Below are 18,424 nucleotides of genomic sequence, written 5' to 3'. Positions count from 1 at the left end.
GTGCGGTCAGCAGGGCGTCCAGGTCATTCGTCACAGATCGATCTTGGACGCCCTGTCTGTGTTCCCAGACGCACCGTCAGCATTCGGAATGACTCGTCTAGCAGCGCCTGTTCACCTGTTGGCCAGCAGCCCACGACCTTGAGGCCCACAGGTGCTCACGGGAAATGGCAGCGGCACCGAGAACCCACCGCGCGTGAGGGGGCGGCACACCCCTCCGGGTGCGTCACACGGCCATCAGCCGGCTGGCGGGGTGAGGTCGGTGCGGTCGAACGGCCCGCGATGCGCAGCGGCGTACTCAACAGCGTAGTTGACGGCGTCGAGAGGGAAGGTCCGGACTCGTTCGGGATCGAGATCGAGCGCACCTGACGCGATGAGTCGGATCATGCCCGCGTTCGCCGAGCGCGGGTACATCCACTGTCCGCGCACGGTGACCGAATTACGCATGAGCCACGGGTAGGGAAGGGCGAGGTCCGCACCGCCGATCATGCCGACGCCCCCCATGAGGACGACACGGCCGTACTCGCGGACGGTCATCGCCGCAGCGCGCGCTGCCGTGCTGGGTGCGGTGGGCGGGAGCAGGTCGATCACCATGTCGATCGGGCCGTCGGCGGCCGCGGACATGGCCGCGCGGTCGGCGGCCTCGTCTCCGGCCAGTTCCACCGGGCGCACCCGCGGGCCGAACCGGCCGGCGAGCAGGTCGAGCGCGGCGCGGTTGCGGCCCGGCGTGATCACGCGGCCCGCCCCCATGGCGAGGGCCACAGCGACGGCGGCGCTGCCTAGGTTGCCGGTGGCCCCACTGACGAGCAGCGTTTCGCCGGCTCCGAGTCCGCCCGCCTGCAGTCCTCCGTAGGGGATGGCGTACACGCCGAGCGAGGACCACCGCGCGGGGTTGTCCTCCGCTTCCGTGGGCAGTGGGTACACGTTTTCCGTGGGCACCCGCATGAGCTCGGCGAACGACCCGTCATGCAGGTGCCGGGCGAGCCTGGCGCCGCCGTCGCCGCGGGAGCTCCAGCCCTGCAGCATGATGTCAGGGGTCAGCACGTCGTCGCGAGAGCGGACCGTGCAGTCGCACCACACAAGGTCCCCGATGCGCAGCCGGGTGGCATCCGGGCCAACGTGGACGACCCGTCCCACGCCACCGGGACCTGGGACCACAGGGGGTTCGAGCGGGTAGTTCCGCCGGCCGCTGAAGACCTCCTCGGCATATGGGAGGACGCAGGTCGCGAGGACCTTGACCACCACCTCTCCGCCGCCCGCCCCGGGGTCGGGCATCTCCCGCACGGTGAGCGGGGCACCGAACTCTGTCAGGACTGCTGCTCGCATCTGCTGACCTCCTTGATCGCCTGTCTTGAGGCTAGGAGCGCATAAGACATGCGCCAAGCGACGATCTCGCATCTGTGGTATGCGTAGTGCGCATGGACTTCTCCAGTACGGCTCTGAGGGTTCTGCGGCAGGTCGCCGAGTCGGGGAGCTTCACCGCGGCGGCCTCCCAGCTCGGCTACACCCAGTCGGCGGTCTCACGCCAGGCGGCTGCCCTTGAGCGGAGCGTGGGCGCCGTCCTGTTCGAGCGCCGCTTCGACGGGGTGCAGCTCACTCCCGCCGGTCTGACCCTGCTCCGGCACGCTCGCACCATCATCGACTCGGTCGAAGCGGCCGAGCACGACCTGACCGGGCTCGCTTCGCAGACGGAACTGGTGCGGCTGGGGATGTTCCCCAGCGCCGGGGTAGTGACCCTTCCTGGTGTGCTCACACGACTTGCGACGGCAGGCCCGCACATCACGGTCACGACTCGTGAGGGCACCACGCCCGGCCTGCTCCGGGCCCTGCGGGCCGGCTCGATCGATATCGCCGTGCTGACATCCCGCCCTCCGCACCGGCCGTCGGACGGAGAGTCCCCCCGGCTGCACATCCAAGCGGTCGAGGACACCGAACTGCTGGTAGGGGCGTCGGCCACCGGCGTGTTCGCCGGCCGCACCGCGGTGCACGTCGATGAGCTCGTCGATGCTCCCTGGATCGCCACCCCGTCATCGAGTGCCGAACCTCTGCTAGGAGTTTGGCCCGGCCTGCCCGGGCGGCCACGCATCGTCCACACCACGAGCGACTGGCTGACGAAACTGCGGCTGGTCGCCGGCGGTTTCGGCGTGACTACTGTCCCGTCCCGGATGTCGGCGGTGGTGCCACACGGCGTGAGTCTGCTGCGAGTGGACGGAGTACCTCCCGAAGTCCGCCGGATTCTCATGGCGCGGCTTCCCGGCCGACCAGCCCCGGCAATCTCGGCTGTCACTCGAGCGATTGCCTCGGCCGTCTGACCCGCCGACACGGATCACCCTCACCTGTTGCACGGCCTCACGACGGCCAATCACCGGACGTATCTCAACGCCGCCCTGGCCAGCAACTCGATGACGTCAAATCTCGTTTCTGGCACAGATCTTGAGGAGGTCGCGAAGGGCTACAGCGGTGTTCGGCTGCGAGGCTCGGGCTCGCATGAGACCGCGCACATCCCGCCACCGCACAGGCGAGGATGACGCCCCATCAGGTCAAGTATGGCCCCGTTGTCCCGGGCTGGGCCCAGTGACGGTCTTGGGCGTGCAGGCCGACGCATTGCTCCGCGCGCGAACCACCTGCACCGCGAACTGCCACGGCCCTGAGCGAGGAAGCACGCGCCGCCTTGAAGAACGTCCTGGCTCGCTGCCCCGAACTGGATGCCGCCGCCGAACACTGCGTGAGCGCTGAGGGGGCATGAGGAGACGGTGTGGTGTTCGCTCAGCTGACCGGTGCCTACTGACTGGACAAGGCCGGCGGAGATTGTCGCTGGTGCTGTGCGTTGTTCGGCCGGCGAAACGGTGAGTCGCATGCGCTGGCCAGTGCGAGGCGCGACGTTGCCGGCTGGTTGTGCCGACTGCGCGTGGTGGTACTGACGATGGCGGTGCCCACGGTGGTAACCGCCGTGCCGGCGGGCGTGCTTGCTGAACCGCGTTTACCTTCCGGTGGGCGATGCCCGGGGCTCCGTGATCATCGCCAGCGTGAAGCCCTGGCGGCCCGTTGCAGCGCCGGATCGCCGACCTGCCGCTCCGGACGACCGGAACCACCACCCCGTTCCGGCTTCGTCTGTGCCTCCCGTGATGGGCGGCACGCACGCTGGCTGGGATACCAGGACTCGAACCTGAACTAACGGAACCAGAAACCGTCGGGCTGCCAATTACCCCATATCCCATTTGCCCCGAAGACTGCGGAGCTCGGCCAACCGGTTGTGCCCCACCGCGTATCGCTGTGCGGCCTTGCCTAATCTACGCACACTCTCCGTGATGCTCCGTGATGTGCGCCGGGCGTGTCGGGCGGGTTGTTGCAGGAGAGGCCCTCGTGAGTGGTGAGTCCCATGTCGAGGTGACACGATTCGTGACTGTCGCCCGCAGCTCCATGACGCCATGAGTGCGGCAAAGGGTGGGCGGTCGTCGGATCCGAACGGGGGGATTCCTTGCTTCTGAGCGGCTCGCCCGATTGCGGGCGGGGCGACGTCACCATAGCTTCAGCGCGTCGGAATCATTTCGAAAAAGCCAATATAGTCCCTATATCGGCTTCCCCCGCGGCATCGAATGGAGCCTTCATGTCGGTGATGACCGGTACCCCGCCCCTGCAGCAGTTCGGCCAGCAGATCGGCGGCCAGCAGCAGTTCGCGCAGGTCGTCCAGCAGACCATCCAGCAGGCCTGCCAGCAGGCGAGCCAGCAGATCGCACAGCGCATGCAGCACACGCTGCAGCAGATCCAGCAGGTCCAGCAGCAGCTGCAGCAGCAGGGCCTTGCCCACCAGGCCCACCCGTACCTGGCCGTCGCGCTGCACACGACGCTGATCCAGGGCGTGCGCAGCGCTGTGGAGCAGTCCGTGCAGCAGGCACTGCCGACCGCGATCCTGACGCTGGTGCAGCAGAGCCAGCAGCAGGGCCAGCAGCAGTGGGGCGGCGGCTTCGGCCAGCCGCAGTTCGGCCAGCCGTACCAGCAGCAGTACCAGCAGCCCGGCTTCGGCATCGGCCAGATGAGTCAGCCCTTCGGCATCGGCTGACCTGAGGCGTCGCGCTGTGCGGTGTGCCCGGGAATCGCTCCCGGGCACACCGCGCAGCCGTGGAAGCGCGAGCCGTGGCCGCCGACCGCCTCTCCGGCGAACAGCCGGACGGACGCTGCCCGCGATGCCAGCAGACCCACAACGTCCCCCGCGAGGTCGCGCCGTCCGCGTGAATCTCCACCGCGAGCGCGCTAACCCCCTGCTGTGGACGTCCGCTCCGCTGTCATGTGCTTGATTTTGATCCAGTCGCGGGTACGGCGGCCGGGAAGGTAGGGACTGGCAAGACGTTTGGCGACCACGCCGTCGAAGCCCTCGGCGAGGCTGTGCTGGAGGGCCTGGGCGGCGAGTGCGGGCCAGGCCGCCGGCACGCCGATGCCGGGACCGGCGAGTCCCAGGTCGTCGAGGAGGTCGCGGCGGGCGGTGTAGGGCAGCTGCACGACGGGCTCGCCCAGGTAGAGGATGTCGTAGAGCATCAGCTGGACGGGCAGGTCCTCAAGGGCGTGGGCGACCGCCTCCGGCTGGTGCAGACTCATCCTCTGCTGCAGCCGCTCCATTAAGGGCCGCCCGTCTTCATCCAGCGTGACGATCTCCCCGTCGAGCACCGCTTCCGGACCCGTCAGCAGGGAAGTGAGGGTCTGCAGCTCAGGGTACTGGGCGGTGACGTCGAAACCGGCCTGGGACAGCAGGCGCAGGCCCCCGTCGGAGGGCAGATGGGCGATGACCCGCGCTCCGTTCCACAGCGTCTCGTACGCGTACTCCGCCTCGGTTTCGGGCCCGGGCGGCGGGCCGATCACCGCCAGCATAGGCGCCAGCAACGGCAACGCACCCTCGGCGTCAGAGGGCGTATCCATACTCACGCTTCCCAGCCTGCGCCCCGTGGACCGCCCGGGCCACCCGCCCTTCCCTCGGTGCCACCGACCGCTCGCGAACAGGACGGCCCCACCCCTGGGCTGAGCGTCACACGCGCCCCTCGGGTGGCTCCATCGCTTGGCGGTATGTCCCGGAATGTGTTCTTGGCCGGTTGGTGGTTTGCTGCTCGGTGGCGGCAGGCCGGGCCTTTTGGTCGCCGTTTCGCCTGTGCGTCCCAAAAAGACTCGAGGAGGAGTGGCGCATGTCGGTCTACACCCCCCGGCAGGTCAGCCAGCCGCAGATCCAGCAGCCCTACGGCGAGCAGCAGCTGCTCGGCCAGCCCCCGCTCGCGCAGCCGCTGTACGGACAGCAGCAGCCGTGGGGCCAGGCTGGCCAGCAGCCGTGCGCGCAGCAGGGGCAGCAGCTGTCGCTGCTGGTGACGGCGGTGTCGCTCAGCTGCGCGGCAACGGCCGTCACGGCGGTGGTGGAGCAGCTGCGGATGGACCCGCAGCTCCTGATGGCGGTCCAGGCGCAGGGGCAGATCCCGCCGCACGCATGGAGCAATGTGCTGACCGAGTGTGCGCGCCGGATCACCCCCGCCGTGCACATCGCGCTCGCGCAGATCACAGGCCAGGGCCCCGACAGCAGCTACGGGCAGCAGCCGCAGTCCGGGCAGCTTCCCGGCCTGCAGCCGCAGATTCCGCTCGGCCAGGGCGGCCGGTTCCAGGGCCTGGTGCATCAGCCGCAGTTCGGGCAGCTGTCGCCGCAGGGCATGTGAGTCCTCGGCCGGGCAGCGTCCGCTCCCCTCCCATGGGCGAGCAGGGCGCTGCCCGGCCGGATGCTGCCGTGCCGGGACGGCGCGGCAGCACGTCGGCCGAGCGAGCGCGAGCACGCCCGCTCCCTGGTCGGCGGCAGTTTTGACAACGGGCGGCGTGCGACGACTTCTTCGCGTGAGACGGCGGTTGGGTGATGAGTGAGCAGGACGGCAACAGCATGAAGCCGGGCAATGGCGGCAAGGGTGGGAAGAGTGCCCGTGCGCAAGCCGCGGCGGGCGAGAGCGGGCAGCAGCCGTCTGCCGCGGGCGCGGCGGGTACGGCCGGTGGGGACGAGCAGCCACACGAGGCGGCCCAGCAGGCACAGCAGCGGGCTGGTGGGCGGAGTGTGCAGGCGGACTGGGGCCGGTACCTGGTCGCACCCCGACCGCTGGGACTGCTTCCGGTCGGGGTGCCCCCGATTGAGGCCTCGGCGCTGCTCGCGCTGCTGGAAGAAGACCCGGACGTGGAGCCGGTGGCGCAGGTGCGGCCGTCGCGTTCGCCGGGTCTGGGGGCGATCGCGGAGCCGCATCCGGCCTGCCCGCCGGTGGCGGTCGTGAGGATGCCGGAGGGGCGGGCGCGTGCCCTGGCGGCGAACCCCCAGGTGGTCGTGGAGATCGACCAGCCGCTGTCCTACCTCCCCATCCCGCCGGTGGGTCTGGGCCCGGTGCCGGTGATCGACCCCATGCTGGCCGTCACCCTGGAAGAGCCTCAGCGGCTCACGGTGCGCGTGACGGGCAGCGACCAGGACGAGGTGGTCGGCGCCCACGTGTGGGCGAGCGGCAGCGGCGGCCCGATCCACGGTGTCACCGGGCCGGACGGCCGGGTGTCCCTGACCCTCGCCGCGGACACCCCCGAGACCCTGCAGGTGCTCTTCGTCCGCCCGCCATCCGGCTACTGGCCGGCGCGCACCAACGTCCCCCGACCCGCCGCAGGCGGCGAGGCGGTGGTTGAGGTGCAGGCCCTGTCGGACACCTTCGAGGGCTTCCCGGGGCGGGCACTGACGGGCTGGGGCAGCCAGGCGATGCGGCTCAACCAGATTCCCCCGACCTACCGCGGCCACGGCATCAGGATCGCCCTGCTGGACTCGGGGGTGGATACCGGCCATCCGGACCTGAAGGACACCGTCCAACACGGGCACGACTTCACCGGCGCGACCAACGGCACCTGGGGCGTGGACGCCACGGGGCACGGTACGTGGTGCGCCGGGATCATCGCGGCGGCGGACAACCGAACCGGCATCACCGGGATCGCCGCAGAAGCAGAATTGCACGCGCTGAAACTTTTCCCCGGCGGTCACCTGAGCGACCTGCTCGAAGCGGTCGACTACTGCATCACCCGCGACATCGACATCGCCCAGCTCAACCTCGCCTACACCACCCCGTCCCAGCTGGCCGCCTGGAAACTGGCCGACGCGCACACCGCCGGGATCACTCTCATTGCACCGGCCGGGGACAGTGCCGGGCCCGTGACCCACCCGGCCACCCTGCCGGGGGTGCTGAGCGTGGGGGCGCTCGCACATAGCGGCACCTACCCCGCGAGCAGCCCACTCGCCGCGGTGCAGCCACCATGGCCCGGCCCGTTTCCGGCCCCGTTCACCCCGACCGGGCCCGGCGTGGACCTGGTCGCCCCAGGCGCCGCGGTGATCACGACGGCGCCGAGTGACGGCTACACCGCAGTGGACGGCACCGCGATCGCCGCCGCCCACGCCACCGGCCTGGCCGCCCTGCTCCTCGCCCACCACGACCATCTGCGCACCCAGGTCATGCCCCGCACCGCCGCGCGCGCCGACCACCTGTACCTGCTGCTGCGCACGGCCTGCCGCCCCCTGCCGGGCACGGACCCCCGCACGGGCGCCGGGATCGCGGACGCGCCCACCGCCCTCGGGATCCCCGCCAGCTGGCAGGCCGACCCGTACGCAGCCGACAGCCGTGCCCGGTCCGGTACCTGACAGCACCGTTTGCTGCCGCAGGACCCGGACATCATCACGGCCCCCTCTTGCTCCGCCCCCGGTTGCCGCCGCCTCCACCCAGGGGACGGAAGCCCGCCGCACCCCAGTGCAGCCCAAGAGCTCTGGGGTGCGGCTGATGACCGGGTGGGTGCGGATCCTCAGCCACCTCCCCCGCCGCCGCGGCAGCCGGTCACCAGGCGCCGCACCGCCTACCCCGGGCGGCTGCCGGCTCGCCCACACCGCAGCAACGCACCTTCGACGACAGCGAAGGCCAGCGGCGCACGGTCGTCGAAATCGACGCCGAGGACGTTGTCACCTCCCTGACGTACACAACCGCCTCGGTCACCAAGACCTACCGCAGCACCGAAGCGGCAGCGGCTGCTTCGGACCAGTCGGCGCCGTAAACGACCAGTCAGCTACTCGCCTTCAGACCGAGCCATCGACGGTGCCCTTCATACGGTCGGCCGGGGTTCCACGCCGCAGCCCGGCATCTTCGACCCCGACCAGCACGCCTTCCGACTTGGGTTCGGGGCCAGGAGGGACGGCAGCGACCACCCCGAACCAAAGGACCGCGTCGAGGCACTTGGTGGTGCCGTTGGCAGTCACCTTCAGTTCCCCTGCGGGGGTGAGGGTCCAGCGCTGGTTGGCTCCACCGTGGCAGTCCCAGATGGGCAGGCACGGGCACCACGGCCCCCATCGTCCCAGCCGCAGCTGCGGGCTGCGCCAATGCTCCCAGTCCTAGAACGGACAACAACAGCGCCAAGGCCACTCGCGCAAGCCGCATATCCCCTCCGGTGCGCAAAGATGCTTGTTTCGCGGACATTAGAAACACCTTCACGCAGATTCAGTCCATCATCGAGCATCTGTTACATAGACTTCCGGCCCGCGTGAAGTGCAGGACATCGCCCCTCGCAGGCGGCGAAGTGCCCGCGGGACGTGCGACATTGACGGTGGCTGAGGGTAGGGCTCTGGTGTGACGCGGGCGGAACTCACCGGGATCACAACGCGGCCGGCATGCGGGCTGGCGAACAGTCCCTGGCCGCGCCCGATGAAGGCAGCCTCACCGAAGGGGGTTCCTGGATGTCGCCACGCGCCAACCGCCATCTGCGTCGCACCGTCCGCCACGGGGCAGCGGAAGGGGACGCGGGCGGCAGAACGGGCACGGTCCGAGCGGATCCAGGCACCGCACCTGCCTCCACTTCCGCCGGGAATCGCCCCCATCCGCGGAAATGCTCAAGTCGATGCGGGCACAGTCGGGCCGGAATCCATGACGCTTTCGCCTGGTCATGCGACTGAGAGTGCCTGTAGAAACTCCGCACAAACCCGAGTGGACCGGGCCCCTTCACTGCACGGCGGACCCCGCTTCGCCGCTGTGACAGGTTCGGTAACTCGTGAGGGATCCCACAAGCGGGTCGATCGGTGGCGCGCGGGCGGCAAGGGGGTTATCGTCGAGAGGTAGAAAGACCGGTCTTCCTGCTCCTTGGGAGGCGGTCTGTCGGACTTCCCAGCTGGGCTGCCTCCGGGCGGAGACATGCCAGTACGTCGCCGGTGCACATCGAAGAGAGATCAAGTTCCGTGAAACCAATCCGCGCCCCGGCCCGGCCGGGGCCTCGTACGGAGTCGCTGTTTGATGCCGCTCCGACGGGGTCAGCCTCCCGACCGGATCAGCCGGACCGCGTCCCGCAGGGTCTTGTGGGCGGCCGTCGAGTCGTCCAGGTAGCCGGCTGCCATCGCGCCGTCGTAGAGCATCAGCAGCGCACCGGCGGCCGACTCCGGGTCTGCGTGGCCGAGCCGGGTGAGCAGGTCCTGGAAGAGGGAGCGGATCCAGTTGCGGTGGGACGTCACCAGGCCGCGGACCGGATGGTCGGCGTCCGGGTACTCGGCGGCCGCGTTCATGAACGGAGATCCGCGAAAGCCGCGTTCGCGGGCGTGCTCGGCAATCGCCTCGAAGATCAGGTCGATCGCCTCGGCGGGCGGGTGTCCGGCGGCCAGCGGTTCGGCCACCTCCTTGTAGTAGGCGTCCTTGGTCAGCAGATACGCCACGACCAGGTCGTCCTTGGAGGCGAAGTGCCGATAGAAGGTCGCCTTCGTCACCCCGGCCTCGGCGATCAGCCGCTCCACGCCGATCGCGCGGACGCCCTCGTAATAGAACAGCCGCGACGCCGCCCGGACCAGACGTTCGCGAGGAGGAAGGTCTCCTTCGATCGTGCTCTCCTGACGCTTGGCGTTGGTTGTCTTCTGCCCAGTAGTACTCACTTCCCCATTCTGCCCTTGGGCCCGCCCTGAGTGGCCTCCACCTCCATTCCACCCCACCAGGGCTGTCACTCCCTACCCCCCACGGCCCGAAGCAACGTGGCCGTTCACCGAAAGGTTTGAACCATGACTCGTCGTCTCGAAGGAACCGTCGCCCTGGTCACCGGGGCCTCCAGCGGCATCGGCCATGCCACCGCCCTGGAGCTCGCCCGCGAGGGTGCCTCGGTGGCCCTGGTCGGCCGACGTGAGGACCGGCTCACCGACCTCGCCGCGGAAATCACGGGCGCCGGCGGCAAGGCCCTGGTCGTGCCCGCCGACATCACCACCGCCCAGGCCGCCGCGGAAGCGGTCGAGCGGACCGTCGAGGGCCTGGGCCGCCTGGACATTCTGGTCAACAACGCCGGCCTCATGCTGCTCGGGCCCGTCCCCGGCGCGGACCTGAACGACTGGCAACGCATGATCGACATCAACCTGATGGGCCTGATGTACACCGCCCACGCGGCCGTCCCACACCTGGCCAAGGCAGCCGCCGAGGCACCGCGTCAGGTCGCCGACATCGTCAACATCAGCTCCCTCAACGGCCGGACCGCCTACCCCATGATGGCCGTGTACAGCGCCAGCAAGTTCGGCGTCAACGCCTTCAGCGAGTCGCTGCGCCAGGAACTGGCACGCCAGCACGTCCGTGTGTCCGTCATCGAGCCGGGCAGCGTCGACACCGAACTGCGCACGCACAACCCGGAAGTCGTCCAGCAGGCACTCACCGCCGGTCTGGGTGACATCGAGCGCCTCCAGAGCCAGGACATCGCCGACAGCGTCGGCTACATCGTGACCCGCCCCCGGCACGTGGCTGTCGGTGAACTGCTCGTACGCCCCACTGAGCAGGCCTGACCACCAGTCCTGAGAACAACTCCGGCATACACAAGGAGTCGTTATGGCGGTACGCGTGCCTGTCGCAGCAGCCAGCACCATCGTCCGTGTCTGCCTGCTGCTGGCCACTGCCATCGCGCTCGGAAACGGCCTACAACTATTGGCGCAGGGAGGCCCGCCGGACGCGGACGACGTGCACCGCTTCATGGCAGGCGTCTACATCGGCTGGGCTCCCCTGTTCTTCTGGACGGCGGCAACGATCCTCCGGCAGGGAGTGCTCGTCTACTTCCTGGCGGTCCCGATCTTCCTCGGGGGCGTAGGCCGGCTGGTCTCCCTCGCCCAGAACGGTATCCCCAGCCCGGCGGGAGTCTTCCTCGCCTCTGCCCTCCTGGATTTCATCCTTTCGATCGTCATCGTCCTGGCGCATTCCACCGCACTCAGGTCAAGACGAGTGGCGGCGGCTTGAGGCACCGGTCCAGGGATGGGCAGGCCGGTGTCGCACATCGCGTCGAGGTGGGCCCCATGCCGCTGGGGCGGCTCACCAGGTTTTCGCGGTGGCCAGTAGGCGCTCGCGGAACGAGTGTCCCTGCGGCTTGGTGGAACTGCCCGGACGATGAACAAGGCAGGCGGTGTTGATCAGCAGGGGCCTCAAGTCAAGGAACCGGTGCAGGTAGGGGACGGTGATCGCTGCCTGAGCATGCAGGCGTCGGCTGCGTCCGGTGTTCCGTCTGCCGCACCCAGCCCCGAATGTGTCGTTGGCCCGCGAAGGAGACGGGGAAGAATGAGACGGAAAAAGATTCTGGCGGTGGTGACCAATCAGGCCACCTACGGGCCGACCAAGCACCCGGCCGGCCTCTGGCTGGGTGAACTCGTCCACTTCTACGACAAGGCGGTCAAGGACGGCCGCACCGTGGATGTGGTCAGCCCGGCCGGCGGCGAGGTGCCACTCGACCCTCGAAGCCTCGGCCGCCTGTTCACCGACCGGGCGGTTCGCACGTATCGCGCCGCCCCGGCTTTCATGACCGCCCTGAAGTCCACTGCTTCCATTGCCGACGCCGATCCGGACGACTATTCCACGATCTTCTTCACGGGCGGCCACGGCACCATGTGGGACTTCCCCGACAGCGCCGACCTGCAGGGAACAGCCCAGGCCATCTACGCCCACGGCGGCATCGTCTCCTCGGTCTGTCACGGCGCCTGCGCCCTCATCAACCTCCGTGACGCCGACGGGACTCCGCTCGTACACAACCGCACCGTCACGGGTTTCGCAACGGTCGAGGAAAGACTGGCCGGCGTGAAGGGCAGGGTGCCGTTCCTGCTGGAGGACGAACTGCGCGCCAAGGGAGCCAAGTACGTGCGCTCCACCATCCCGATGACACCGCACGCCGTGCGCGACGGCCGCCTGATCACAGGCCAGAACCCGGTCTCCACCAAGGCCGTCAGCGACTTGATCCTCGCTGCCTTGGCCGAGACCGAATAACCGGTACGGACACTTCGGCGCCCGCGTCGTCACCACTGTGGGCGGCCCCGAACAGGCCGACTTCGCCGAGCACGGGCCCTACGACGTGATCCTCGACGTCATGGTCGGTCGGTCTACGGAACGGCCTGGACGGCGAACTGAGCCTCGACGAACTCCTCCTCAAGCGCGCGTCCGCTCACGGGACCACCCTGCGCTCCCGCCCGATCGGGCAGAAGGCAGACATCGTGGCCCAGGTCCAGGACCGCGTCTGGGCGCTGATCGAGAACGGATCCGTACAGCCGGTCATCGACCGGACTGCGGCCGTGGAGGACGGAGGCTAGGGGTGTGTTGCGCCATATGGTGCGGCTGGGCACGGCTTCCTCGAAGCGGCCGCCAGCAGCCCGCGGAACACGGGCGGGGCTGACGGGAACCGCGTGAAGGTAGCCTGAACGCGGTGAAGGCACCCCCAGGTGCGTGCACCGCGGCTGTCGAGTCCATGAGCCGGTGTTGGGCTGCGGTGGGAAAGAGGGCCCGGAGCAGGCCGCTCACCATCACGTCGGTGCTCTCGATGCCACGCTCGTCCAGTAGATGGCGCAGGTGTACGGCATATCGCTGGATCGCCTCCGTCCCCGGGTGGCGGTCGCGCAGGCGCTGGGCGAGGAGTGGATCGATCTCGGCCAGGTGGCGGCCGCGACCGCCGAGCCGGTGCTGGATCTGGGCGGTGAACGGTCCGGTGCCGGCACCCAGTTCCACCACGACCGGCTTGCCGCGTTCGGGCACTGGGGCACAGACCGCCTCGGCCGGGAGCTGGGAAGTATGGCGCCCTTGCGGGCCTTGCTTCCGGCGACCTCTGCCCGCACTGCACCAGTTTTGGAGGTGAATTACGTGTGGCCAGGGCCTGCGTATTCACCCTTGTCGGCGTACGCGCGCGGACGGCACCGAGGAGCTGGTCGCACTCAACGACGGCTACTGCGAGTCGGGCGAGTCCAGACATCTACCACGCCGAGGACCGCGAGCTGTCTCCAGACGATCAAGATGTAGGCGCGTCCCAACAGCGTGAAGTCCCTCAAGAGGGTCGAGGAGATCACCGACGGCGAGGCCGAGTTGCCGGCGTTCTGCAACGTCCCCGCCGCACACTGATCCGTCTACGGAAATGCCACCAGCACCGGCACAGCGCGCATCAGTGCGGGAAGACGACCGTCAGCAGGCGGAAGAGTTCGGCGCGCTCCTCGTCGGACAGTTGATCCAGGCCGGTCTGCGTCTGCTCCATCCGCTCGCGGATCGTGTCGATCGCCTTCTCACCCACCTCGGTGAGGGCGACGTTCTTCACGCGACGGTCGGTGGTGCTGACCTCGCGGCGGACCAGGTCGCGCTTTTCGAGCCGGTCGATGATCCCGGTCATGTTCGACGCATCACAGGCAAGGGTGTGTGCGAGCGAGCGCATCGAGGCCGGTGCGCGACGCAGCACCGAGAGGGTCTTTGCCTGGCTGGAGGTAAGGCCCATGTCGGCGGCGGCTGTCGTGAAGTCGGCGTAGTGCGTACTGACCGAATGGGCGAGCAACTCCATGAGCTGCGCCTTGGACGGGATGGGGGACATGCGTCGAGGGTACCGCGAAAAGCTTGAGTATCCCAACCTTTGACATCCACCAGCTCTTATTGTTTGATGTCCTCAAGCATCGAGTACCTCAACGGTTTAACTCCTCGACCATCGATGCATCCACCCTTCGGGCACACTCTCACCGGAAAGAAGACCGTGAAGTCCTCCCTTGCCACCGAGCCGGAGCGCCGCACCGGCAGTCTCAGCCTCGTCCTGGTACTCGGCCTCGCCGCCATGGTCGTGTCGATGATGCAGACCCTGGTCATCCCGATCCTCGGCATCATCCAGAACGACCTCGCCGCCACCACCGCCCAGGTCAGCTGGGTCACCACGGCCACGCTGCTGTCGGCCGCGGTCTTCACGCCGCTCCTGGGCCGCCTCGGCGACCAGCGCGGCACGAAGCCGACCCTGCTCGGTGTGCTGGTGGTGATGGTCGCCGGATCCGTGCTCGCCGCGACCACGAGTTCCATGCTGTGGCTCATCGTGGCCCGCGTGATGCAGGGCGCCGCCACCGCGATCTTCCCGCTCGCGCTGTCCGTGCTGCGCGCAGAGGTCGAGCCCGCGCGGCTGCCCGGCGCCATGGCCCTGGTCAGCGGAACGCTCGGGTTCGGCAGCGGCCTCGCCCTGGTGAGCGCCGGGCTCCTCTCCCAGGGCGCCCACCCCGACTACCACCAGGTCTTCTGGCTGGCCGCCGCACTCGCCACCGCCGCCCTCATCGCGGTCGCGGTCGCCGTCCCCGCGCCCCGCACCCGGATGGGCGGGCGCACCGACTGGCTCGGCGCCGCCGGCCTCGCCCTCGTGCTCATCCTGCTCCTGCTGCCCATCTCGCAGGGCCACACCTGGGGCTGGACCTCGGCCCGCACGCTCGCCCTCTTCGCCGGTGCCGTCGTCATGACCGTCGTCTGGGTCCTTGTCGAGCGCAGGGTCCGCGACCCCTTGGTCGACATGAAGATGTTCGTCCACCGCCCGGTGCTGTTCACCAACCTCGCCGGACTGCTCGTCGGATTCGCCATGTTCGCCCAGTTCATCGGCGTGTCCTACCTCGTCCAGACCCCTGCCGAGATCGCCGGCTACGGCTTCGGCGCCTCCGTCCTGCGTGCCTCCGTCGTCTATCTGCTGCCGTCCGCCCTCGTCTCGCTCGTCGCCGCACAGTTCGGAGGCTTGCTGGTCCGCCGCATCGGCGCGCGTCTCACCCTCGCCGCCGGTGCCGTCTTCGGGGTCATCGGGTTTGCCTGGCTGACCCTCGCCCACGACACCACCGCGTCGGTGATCCTGGCCGGCATGGTCGTTGGCGTCGCCATCAGCTTCGGCTATGCCGCGATGCCCGCTCTGATCGTGGCCGGCGTTCCGCACCACCAGACCGGCATAGCCAACGGCATCAACTCCATCTCCCGCTCCGCCGGCAGTGCGATCGGCAGCGCGGTCATCACCTCGCTGCTCGCCTCCAAGACGCTCGACAACCTGCCCGCCGGGGTTCCCGCGCTGCCCGCCGAGAGCCAGTACACCTTGAGCTTCGCCCTCGCCGGCATGGCGTTCGTGCTGGTCATCGGCGTGGCCATGGTCGGTCTGGCGATCCGCCGCAGGTCTCCCTCCCCCGCCACCGACACGCTCGCCACGGCGGGCGACGGCGAGACCACGCCCGAACGCACGGCGGTCACGGTCTGACCGCACCACACGCACCAGGGCCGCGACTTTCCTTCCCCCGATGCCGACCGGCTTTCCCTCCCATCCGAACAGGACACGACCGTGACTGACACCAAGGCAGCCTTCACCCTCGGCGACACCTTCACCGCCGCCGACGCCACCGCGCTGGTGGACCGGCTCCGCGCCACCTTCCGCACCGGCCGCACCAAGACCCTGTCCTGGCGCCGGCAGCAGCTGATGCGCCTGCGTGACCTGCTGACCGACAACCGCGCGGCCATAGCCGACGCCCTCTACGCCGACCTGCGCAAGAACCGCGCCGAGGCCGACGCCATGGAGATCGACCTCACGATCGTCGAGATCGACGACTACCTGGAGCATCTGGAGGAGTGGACCGCCCCGCAGCCCGCCCCCGTGAGCGTGCCCGGCCTCCCCGGCAGCACCGCCCGCACCGAGTTCGACCCCCTGGGTGTCACCCTGGTGATCTCGGCGTGGAACTACCCGATCAACCTGCTGCTCGTGCCCGTCGCGGGCGCGCTCGCCGCCGGCAACGCGGTCGTCATCAAACCCGCCAACTACGCCGCCCACACCTCGGCACTGCTGGCCGAACTGCTGCCCGCCTATCTCGACACCGACGCCACCGCCGTCGTCGAGGGCGGCTCGCCGGAAGTCACGGTGCTGCTGGAGCAGCACTTCGACCACATCTTCTACACCGGCAACGGCACGGTCGGCCGCATCGTGATGAGCGCCGCCGCGAAGAACCTCACCCCCGTCGTCCTCGAACTCGGCGGCAAGTCACCGGTGTTCGTGGACCGGGACGCCGACATCGCCACGGTCGCGCAGCGCCTGGCGGTCACGAAGTTCGCCAACGCCGGACAGACCTGCGTCGCCCCCGACTACGTCCTCACCGACCCGGACACCGCGACCGAACTGCAGGCCGCCCTCACCGTCGCGATCAAGGGACTGTTCGGTGAGGACCCGCAGACCTCCGACACCTACGGACGGATCATCAACGAACGGCACTTCGACCGGCTCTCCACACTGCTGGCCTCCGGCCGAACTGTCACCGGCGGGCAGACCGACCGCACGGACAAATACATCGCCCCCACCGTGCTGGCCGACGTCCGGCCCGAGGAGCCCGTGATGCATGAGGAGATCTTCGGACCCATCCTGCCGATCCTGACCGTGGCGGACCTGGACGAGGCGATCGCGTTCATCAACGAGCGCGACAAGCCCCTCGCCCTGTACGCCTTCACCGAGAACGACACCACCAAGCGCCGCCTCGCCGCCGAGACCTCCTCGGGCGGCCTCAACTTCGGCCTGCCCATGCACCACCTCGCCGTGCCGACCCTCCCCTTCGGCGGCGTCGGCGAAAGCGGCATGGGCAACTACCACGGCCACTACTCCATCGAAACCTTCAGCCACCGCAAGGCCATCCTCGACGTCCCCCTGAGCTGAACCACCCCAACTCCGGGGCGGCGGTACGCAATCCCACCCCGCAACCTCACGCGCGTCGCCGCCCGGCACTTTCGGCAGAAAGCACCCCATGCGCGAGTTCGAGGGCGGTGCCGGTCGGCCATCAGCGTCACCAAGTACACCCGCCCGCACCCTGACCCAACTGCTCGACGAGAGCGGCAAGACGCCCGTCCTCAACCAAAACGAGCTGCATCCGTACTTCCCTCAGGCCGAGAGCACGACGGCTGCCTCCAAACTGACATCGCAGTACGCCGCCCAAGTGGCCAACGACCTCGAACGCCATAGCAAGGAGCACAAACGCATCATGGACGACACGCTGCTGGAGCAGCTCAGCGCCGGCAAGTACATGCTCGTCACCAGCTACCGCATGAACGGCACCCCGGTCGCCACCCCGGTGTGGGTGGTGCGCGACGGCGACACGCTGGGCGTGCGGACCCCCGCCGACTCCTGGAAGGTCAAGCGGATCCGGGCACGCGGCGACATCCTCGTCGGCCCCTGCGACCTGCGCGGCAACCCGACCGGCGACCCGGTCCCAGCCACCGCCGAGATCACCGACGAGGCAACCGGCGCCCGCTACCGCAAACTCATCGCCCGCAAGTACGGCATCCTCGGCCGCCTCATGATCCTCCAGAGCCGGCTCCAGGGAAAGGACAGCACGCTGGGCATCCGCGTGCGGCTCACCCCGTAACGCGTTGACGCACCGTCAGCGCCTGCATCAGGGACCGCCCTGTCGGATGGCCTTGGTGAATGCCATCAGACGGTCATGGCACACAAGAGTGAACGATCAAGGGGGTCGGATCATGGAGACAGCGCAGAGTCAGCAGCAGGCGGCACCCGGCACCTTCACCGCCTTCGCCCGCTTCGTACTCTTCGGCGGCGGAGTGGGGCTCGCCTCCAGCTTCGCCGTAGCCGCCCTCGCCTCCTGGATCTACTGGGGCCTGGCCAACGCTCTGATCACCGCGGTTTCCACCCTCCTCGCCACCGAGTTGCATGCCCGCATCACCTTCGGCGCGGGCGGGCACGCGACCTGGCGCCAGCATGCGCAGTCGGCCGGGTTCGCGGCGGCCGCGTATGCGGTGACCTCCGTGGCGATGCTTGTACTGCAGCAACTGGTGGTGGCACCCGGTGTGGTGCTCGAGCAGGTCGTCTACCTGTCCGCCTCCGCACTCGCCGGTGTCGCACGGTTCGCGGCGCTGCGCCTCGTTGTCTTCGCGCGGAACCGCTCGCAGGTCGCGGCCACCGTCCGCACTGCCCCTCCTGTGCACGCGACCGCTGTGCGCGCCGCGGCGCGGACCGGCCCAGTGGTGCTGGGCCACGCCGCCTGATCTCTAGGCTCTGGATGGGCGTGATCGCTGCGAAAGCCTGCTGCACGGGGTGCAGGCGGTCGCCGTCGGCGATGCCTTCGACGGTGGTGACTTCCTGCCCATCGTGCAGGACCGCGAAGGTGAGGCACGACAGGACG

At 69.1% G+C, this 18,424-nt stretch carries 16 protein-coding genes, 1 tRNA gene and 1 pseudogene; 12 read left to right on the top strand and 6 right to left on the bottom strand.

Annotated features, from left to right (window positions below; genetic code table 11):
• Window positions 1-234 precede the first annotated feature (234 nt).
• A complete protein-coding gene (locus ACWGKT_RS44245) occupies window positions 235-1,323 on the bottom strand; it encodes an alcohol dehydrogenase catalytic domain-containing protein (protein WP_453278158.1) in 1,089 nt (362 codons plus the stop codon).
• A gap of 92 nt (window positions 1,324-1,415) precedes the next feature.
• Here ACWGKT_RS44245 and ACWGKT_RS44240 point away from each other — a divergent pair, with 92 nt between their 5' ends.
• A complete protein-coding gene (locus ACWGKT_RS44240; protein WP_453278157.1) occupies window positions 1,416-2,309 on the top strand; it encodes a LysR family transcriptional regulator in 894 nt (297 codons plus the stop codon).
• Window positions 2,310-3,139: 830 nt separating this feature from the next.
• Here ACWGKT_RS44240 and ACWGKT_RS44235 read toward each other — a convergent pair.
• Window positions 3,140-3,214: transfer RNA gene (locus ACWGKT_RS44235), tRNA-Gln, on the bottom strand.
• Between the two features lie 390 nt (window positions 3,215-3,604).
• On the opposite strand from ACWGKT_RS44235, the gene ACWGKT_RS44230 reads away from it, so the two are divergent.
• Complete coding sequence (locus tag ACWGKT_RS44230; RefSeq protein ID WP_453278156.1) at window positions 3,605-4,057, top strand: hypothetical protein; 453 nt, start codon at window positions 3,605-3,607, stop codon at window positions 4,055-4,057.
• Window positions 4,058-4,248: 191 nt separating this feature from the next.
• Here the strand turns inward: ACWGKT_RS44230 and ACWGKT_RS44225 are convergent, their stop codons facing one another.
• Entirely contained in the window at window positions 4,249-4,908 is a 660-nt protein-coding gene (locus ACWGKT_RS44225) for an ATP-dependent DNA ligase (protein WP_453278155.1), read from the bottom strand.
• Between the two features lie 260 nt (window positions 4,909-5,168).
• Here ACWGKT_RS44225 and ACWGKT_RS44220 point away from each other — a divergent pair, with 260 nt between their 5' ends.
• Both ACWGKT_RS44220 and ACWGKT_RS44215 read left to right on the top strand, forming a co-directional pair.
• Entirely contained in the window at window positions 5,169-5,684 is a 516-nt protein-coding gene (locus tag ACWGKT_RS44220) for a hypothetical protein (RefSeq protein ID WP_453278154.1), read from the top strand.
• A 191-nt stretch (window positions 5,685-5,875) separates the two neighbouring features.
• Window positions 5,876-7,669 carry a S8 family serine peptidase gene (locus ACWGKT_RS44215; RefSeq protein WP_453278153.1) on the top strand — a complete coding sequence of 598 codons (1,794 nt, stop codon included), beginning with the start codon at window positions 5,876-5,878 and terminating at the stop codon, window positions 7,667-7,669.
• Window positions 7,670-8,095: 426 nt separating this feature from the next.
• Here the strand turns inward: ACWGKT_RS44215 and ACWGKT_RS44210 are convergent, their stop codons facing one another.
• Window positions 8,096-8,275, bottom strand: coding sequence for a hypothetical protein (locus tag ACWGKT_RS44210; protein WP_453278152.1), 180 nt, complete (start codon window positions 8,273-8,275; stop codon window positions 8,096-8,098).
• 1,041 nt (window positions 8,276-9,316) lie between these two features.
• The gene (locus ACWGKT_RS44205; RefSeq protein WP_453278151.1) at window positions 9,317-9,925 is read right to left on the bottom strand and encodes a TetR/AcrR family transcriptional regulator; all 609 of its coding nucleotides are present in this window, start codon (window positions 9,923-9,925) and stop codon (window positions 9,317-9,319) included.
• A gap of 123 nt (window positions 9,926-10,048) precedes the next feature.
• Here ACWGKT_RS44205 and ACWGKT_RS44200 point away from each other — a divergent pair, with 123 nt between their 5' ends.
• From ACWGKT_RS44200 to ACWGKT_RS44185, 4 genes and pseudogenes are all read left to right on the top strand, one after another.
• Window positions 10,049-10,810, top strand: coding sequence for an SDR family NAD(P)-dependent oxidoreductase (locus ACWGKT_RS44200; protein WP_453278150.1), 762 nt, complete (start codon window positions 10,049-10,051; stop codon window positions 10,808-10,810).
• A 43-nt stretch (window positions 10,811-10,853) separates the two neighbouring features.
• Window positions 10,854-11,255 carry a DUF4345 family protein gene (locus tag ACWGKT_RS44195; RefSeq protein ID WP_453278149.1) on the top strand — a complete coding sequence of 134 codons (402 nt, stop codon included), beginning with the start codon at window positions 10,854-10,856 and terminating at the stop codon, window positions 11,253-11,255.
• 147 nt (window positions 11,256-11,402) lie between these two features.
• Window positions 11,403-12,269 carry a type 1 glutamine amidotransferase domain-containing protein gene (locus ACWGKT_RS44190; protein ID WP_453278148.1) on the top strand — a complete coding sequence of 289 codons (867 nt, stop codon included), beginning with the start codon at window positions 11,403-11,405 and terminating at the stop codon, window positions 12,267-12,269.
• An 860-nt stretch (window positions 12,270-13,129) separates the two neighbouring features.
• A pseudogene (locus tag ACWGKT_RS44185) lies at window positions 13,130-13,266 on the top strand (IS256 family transposase); the annotation flags it as partial.
• Between the two features lie 162 nt (window positions 13,267-13,428).
• On the opposite strand, the gene ACWGKT_RS44180 reads toward ACWGKT_RS44185, so the two are convergent.
• Window positions 13,429-13,845 (bottom strand): MarR family winged helix-turn-helix transcriptional regulator, encoded by a 417-nt coding sequence (locus ACWGKT_RS44180; protein ID WP_453278147.1) that lies wholly within the window; start codon window positions 13,843-13,845, stop codon window positions 13,429-13,431.
• 114 nt (window positions 13,846-13,959) lie between these two features.
• Here ACWGKT_RS44180 and ACWGKT_RS44175 point away from each other — a divergent pair, with 114 nt between their 5' ends.
• The 4 genes from ACWGKT_RS44175 (at window position 13,960) to ACWGKT_RS44160 (ending at window position 18,287) form a co-directional block, all read left to right on the top strand.
• Window positions 13,960-15,510, top strand: coding sequence for an MFS transporter (locus tag ACWGKT_RS44175; protein ID WP_453278146.1), 1,551 nt, complete (start codon window positions 13,960-13,962; stop codon window positions 15,508-15,510).
• Between the two features lie 144 nt (window positions 15,511-15,654).
• Entirely contained in the window at window positions 15,655-16,944 is a 1,290-nt protein-coding gene (locus tag ACWGKT_RS44170) for an aldehyde dehydrogenase family protein (protein WP_453278161.1), read from the top strand.
• A 322-nt stretch (window positions 16,945-17,266) separates the two neighbouring features.
• Window positions 17,267-17,650, top strand: a complete 384-nt coding sequence (locus ACWGKT_RS44165) for a PPOX class F420-dependent oxidoreductase (protein ID WP_453278160.1) — start codon at window positions 17,267-17,269, stop codon at window positions 17,648-17,650.
• Between the two features lie 112 nt (window positions 17,651-17,762).
• Window positions 17,763-18,287 carry a hypothetical protein gene (locus ACWGKT_RS44160; protein ID WP_453278145.1) on the top strand — a complete coding sequence of 175 codons (525 nt, stop codon included), beginning with the start codon at window positions 17,763-17,765 and terminating at the stop codon, window positions 18,285-18,287.
• Window positions 18,288-18,424: the final 137 nt, after the last annotated feature.

It is taken from the genome of Streptomyces sp. NPDC054794, from assembly GCF_053611585.1.
The sequence above is the reverse complement of the archived record's forward strand: the minus strand, read 5'-3'. Positions and strand labels throughout refer to the sequence as shown.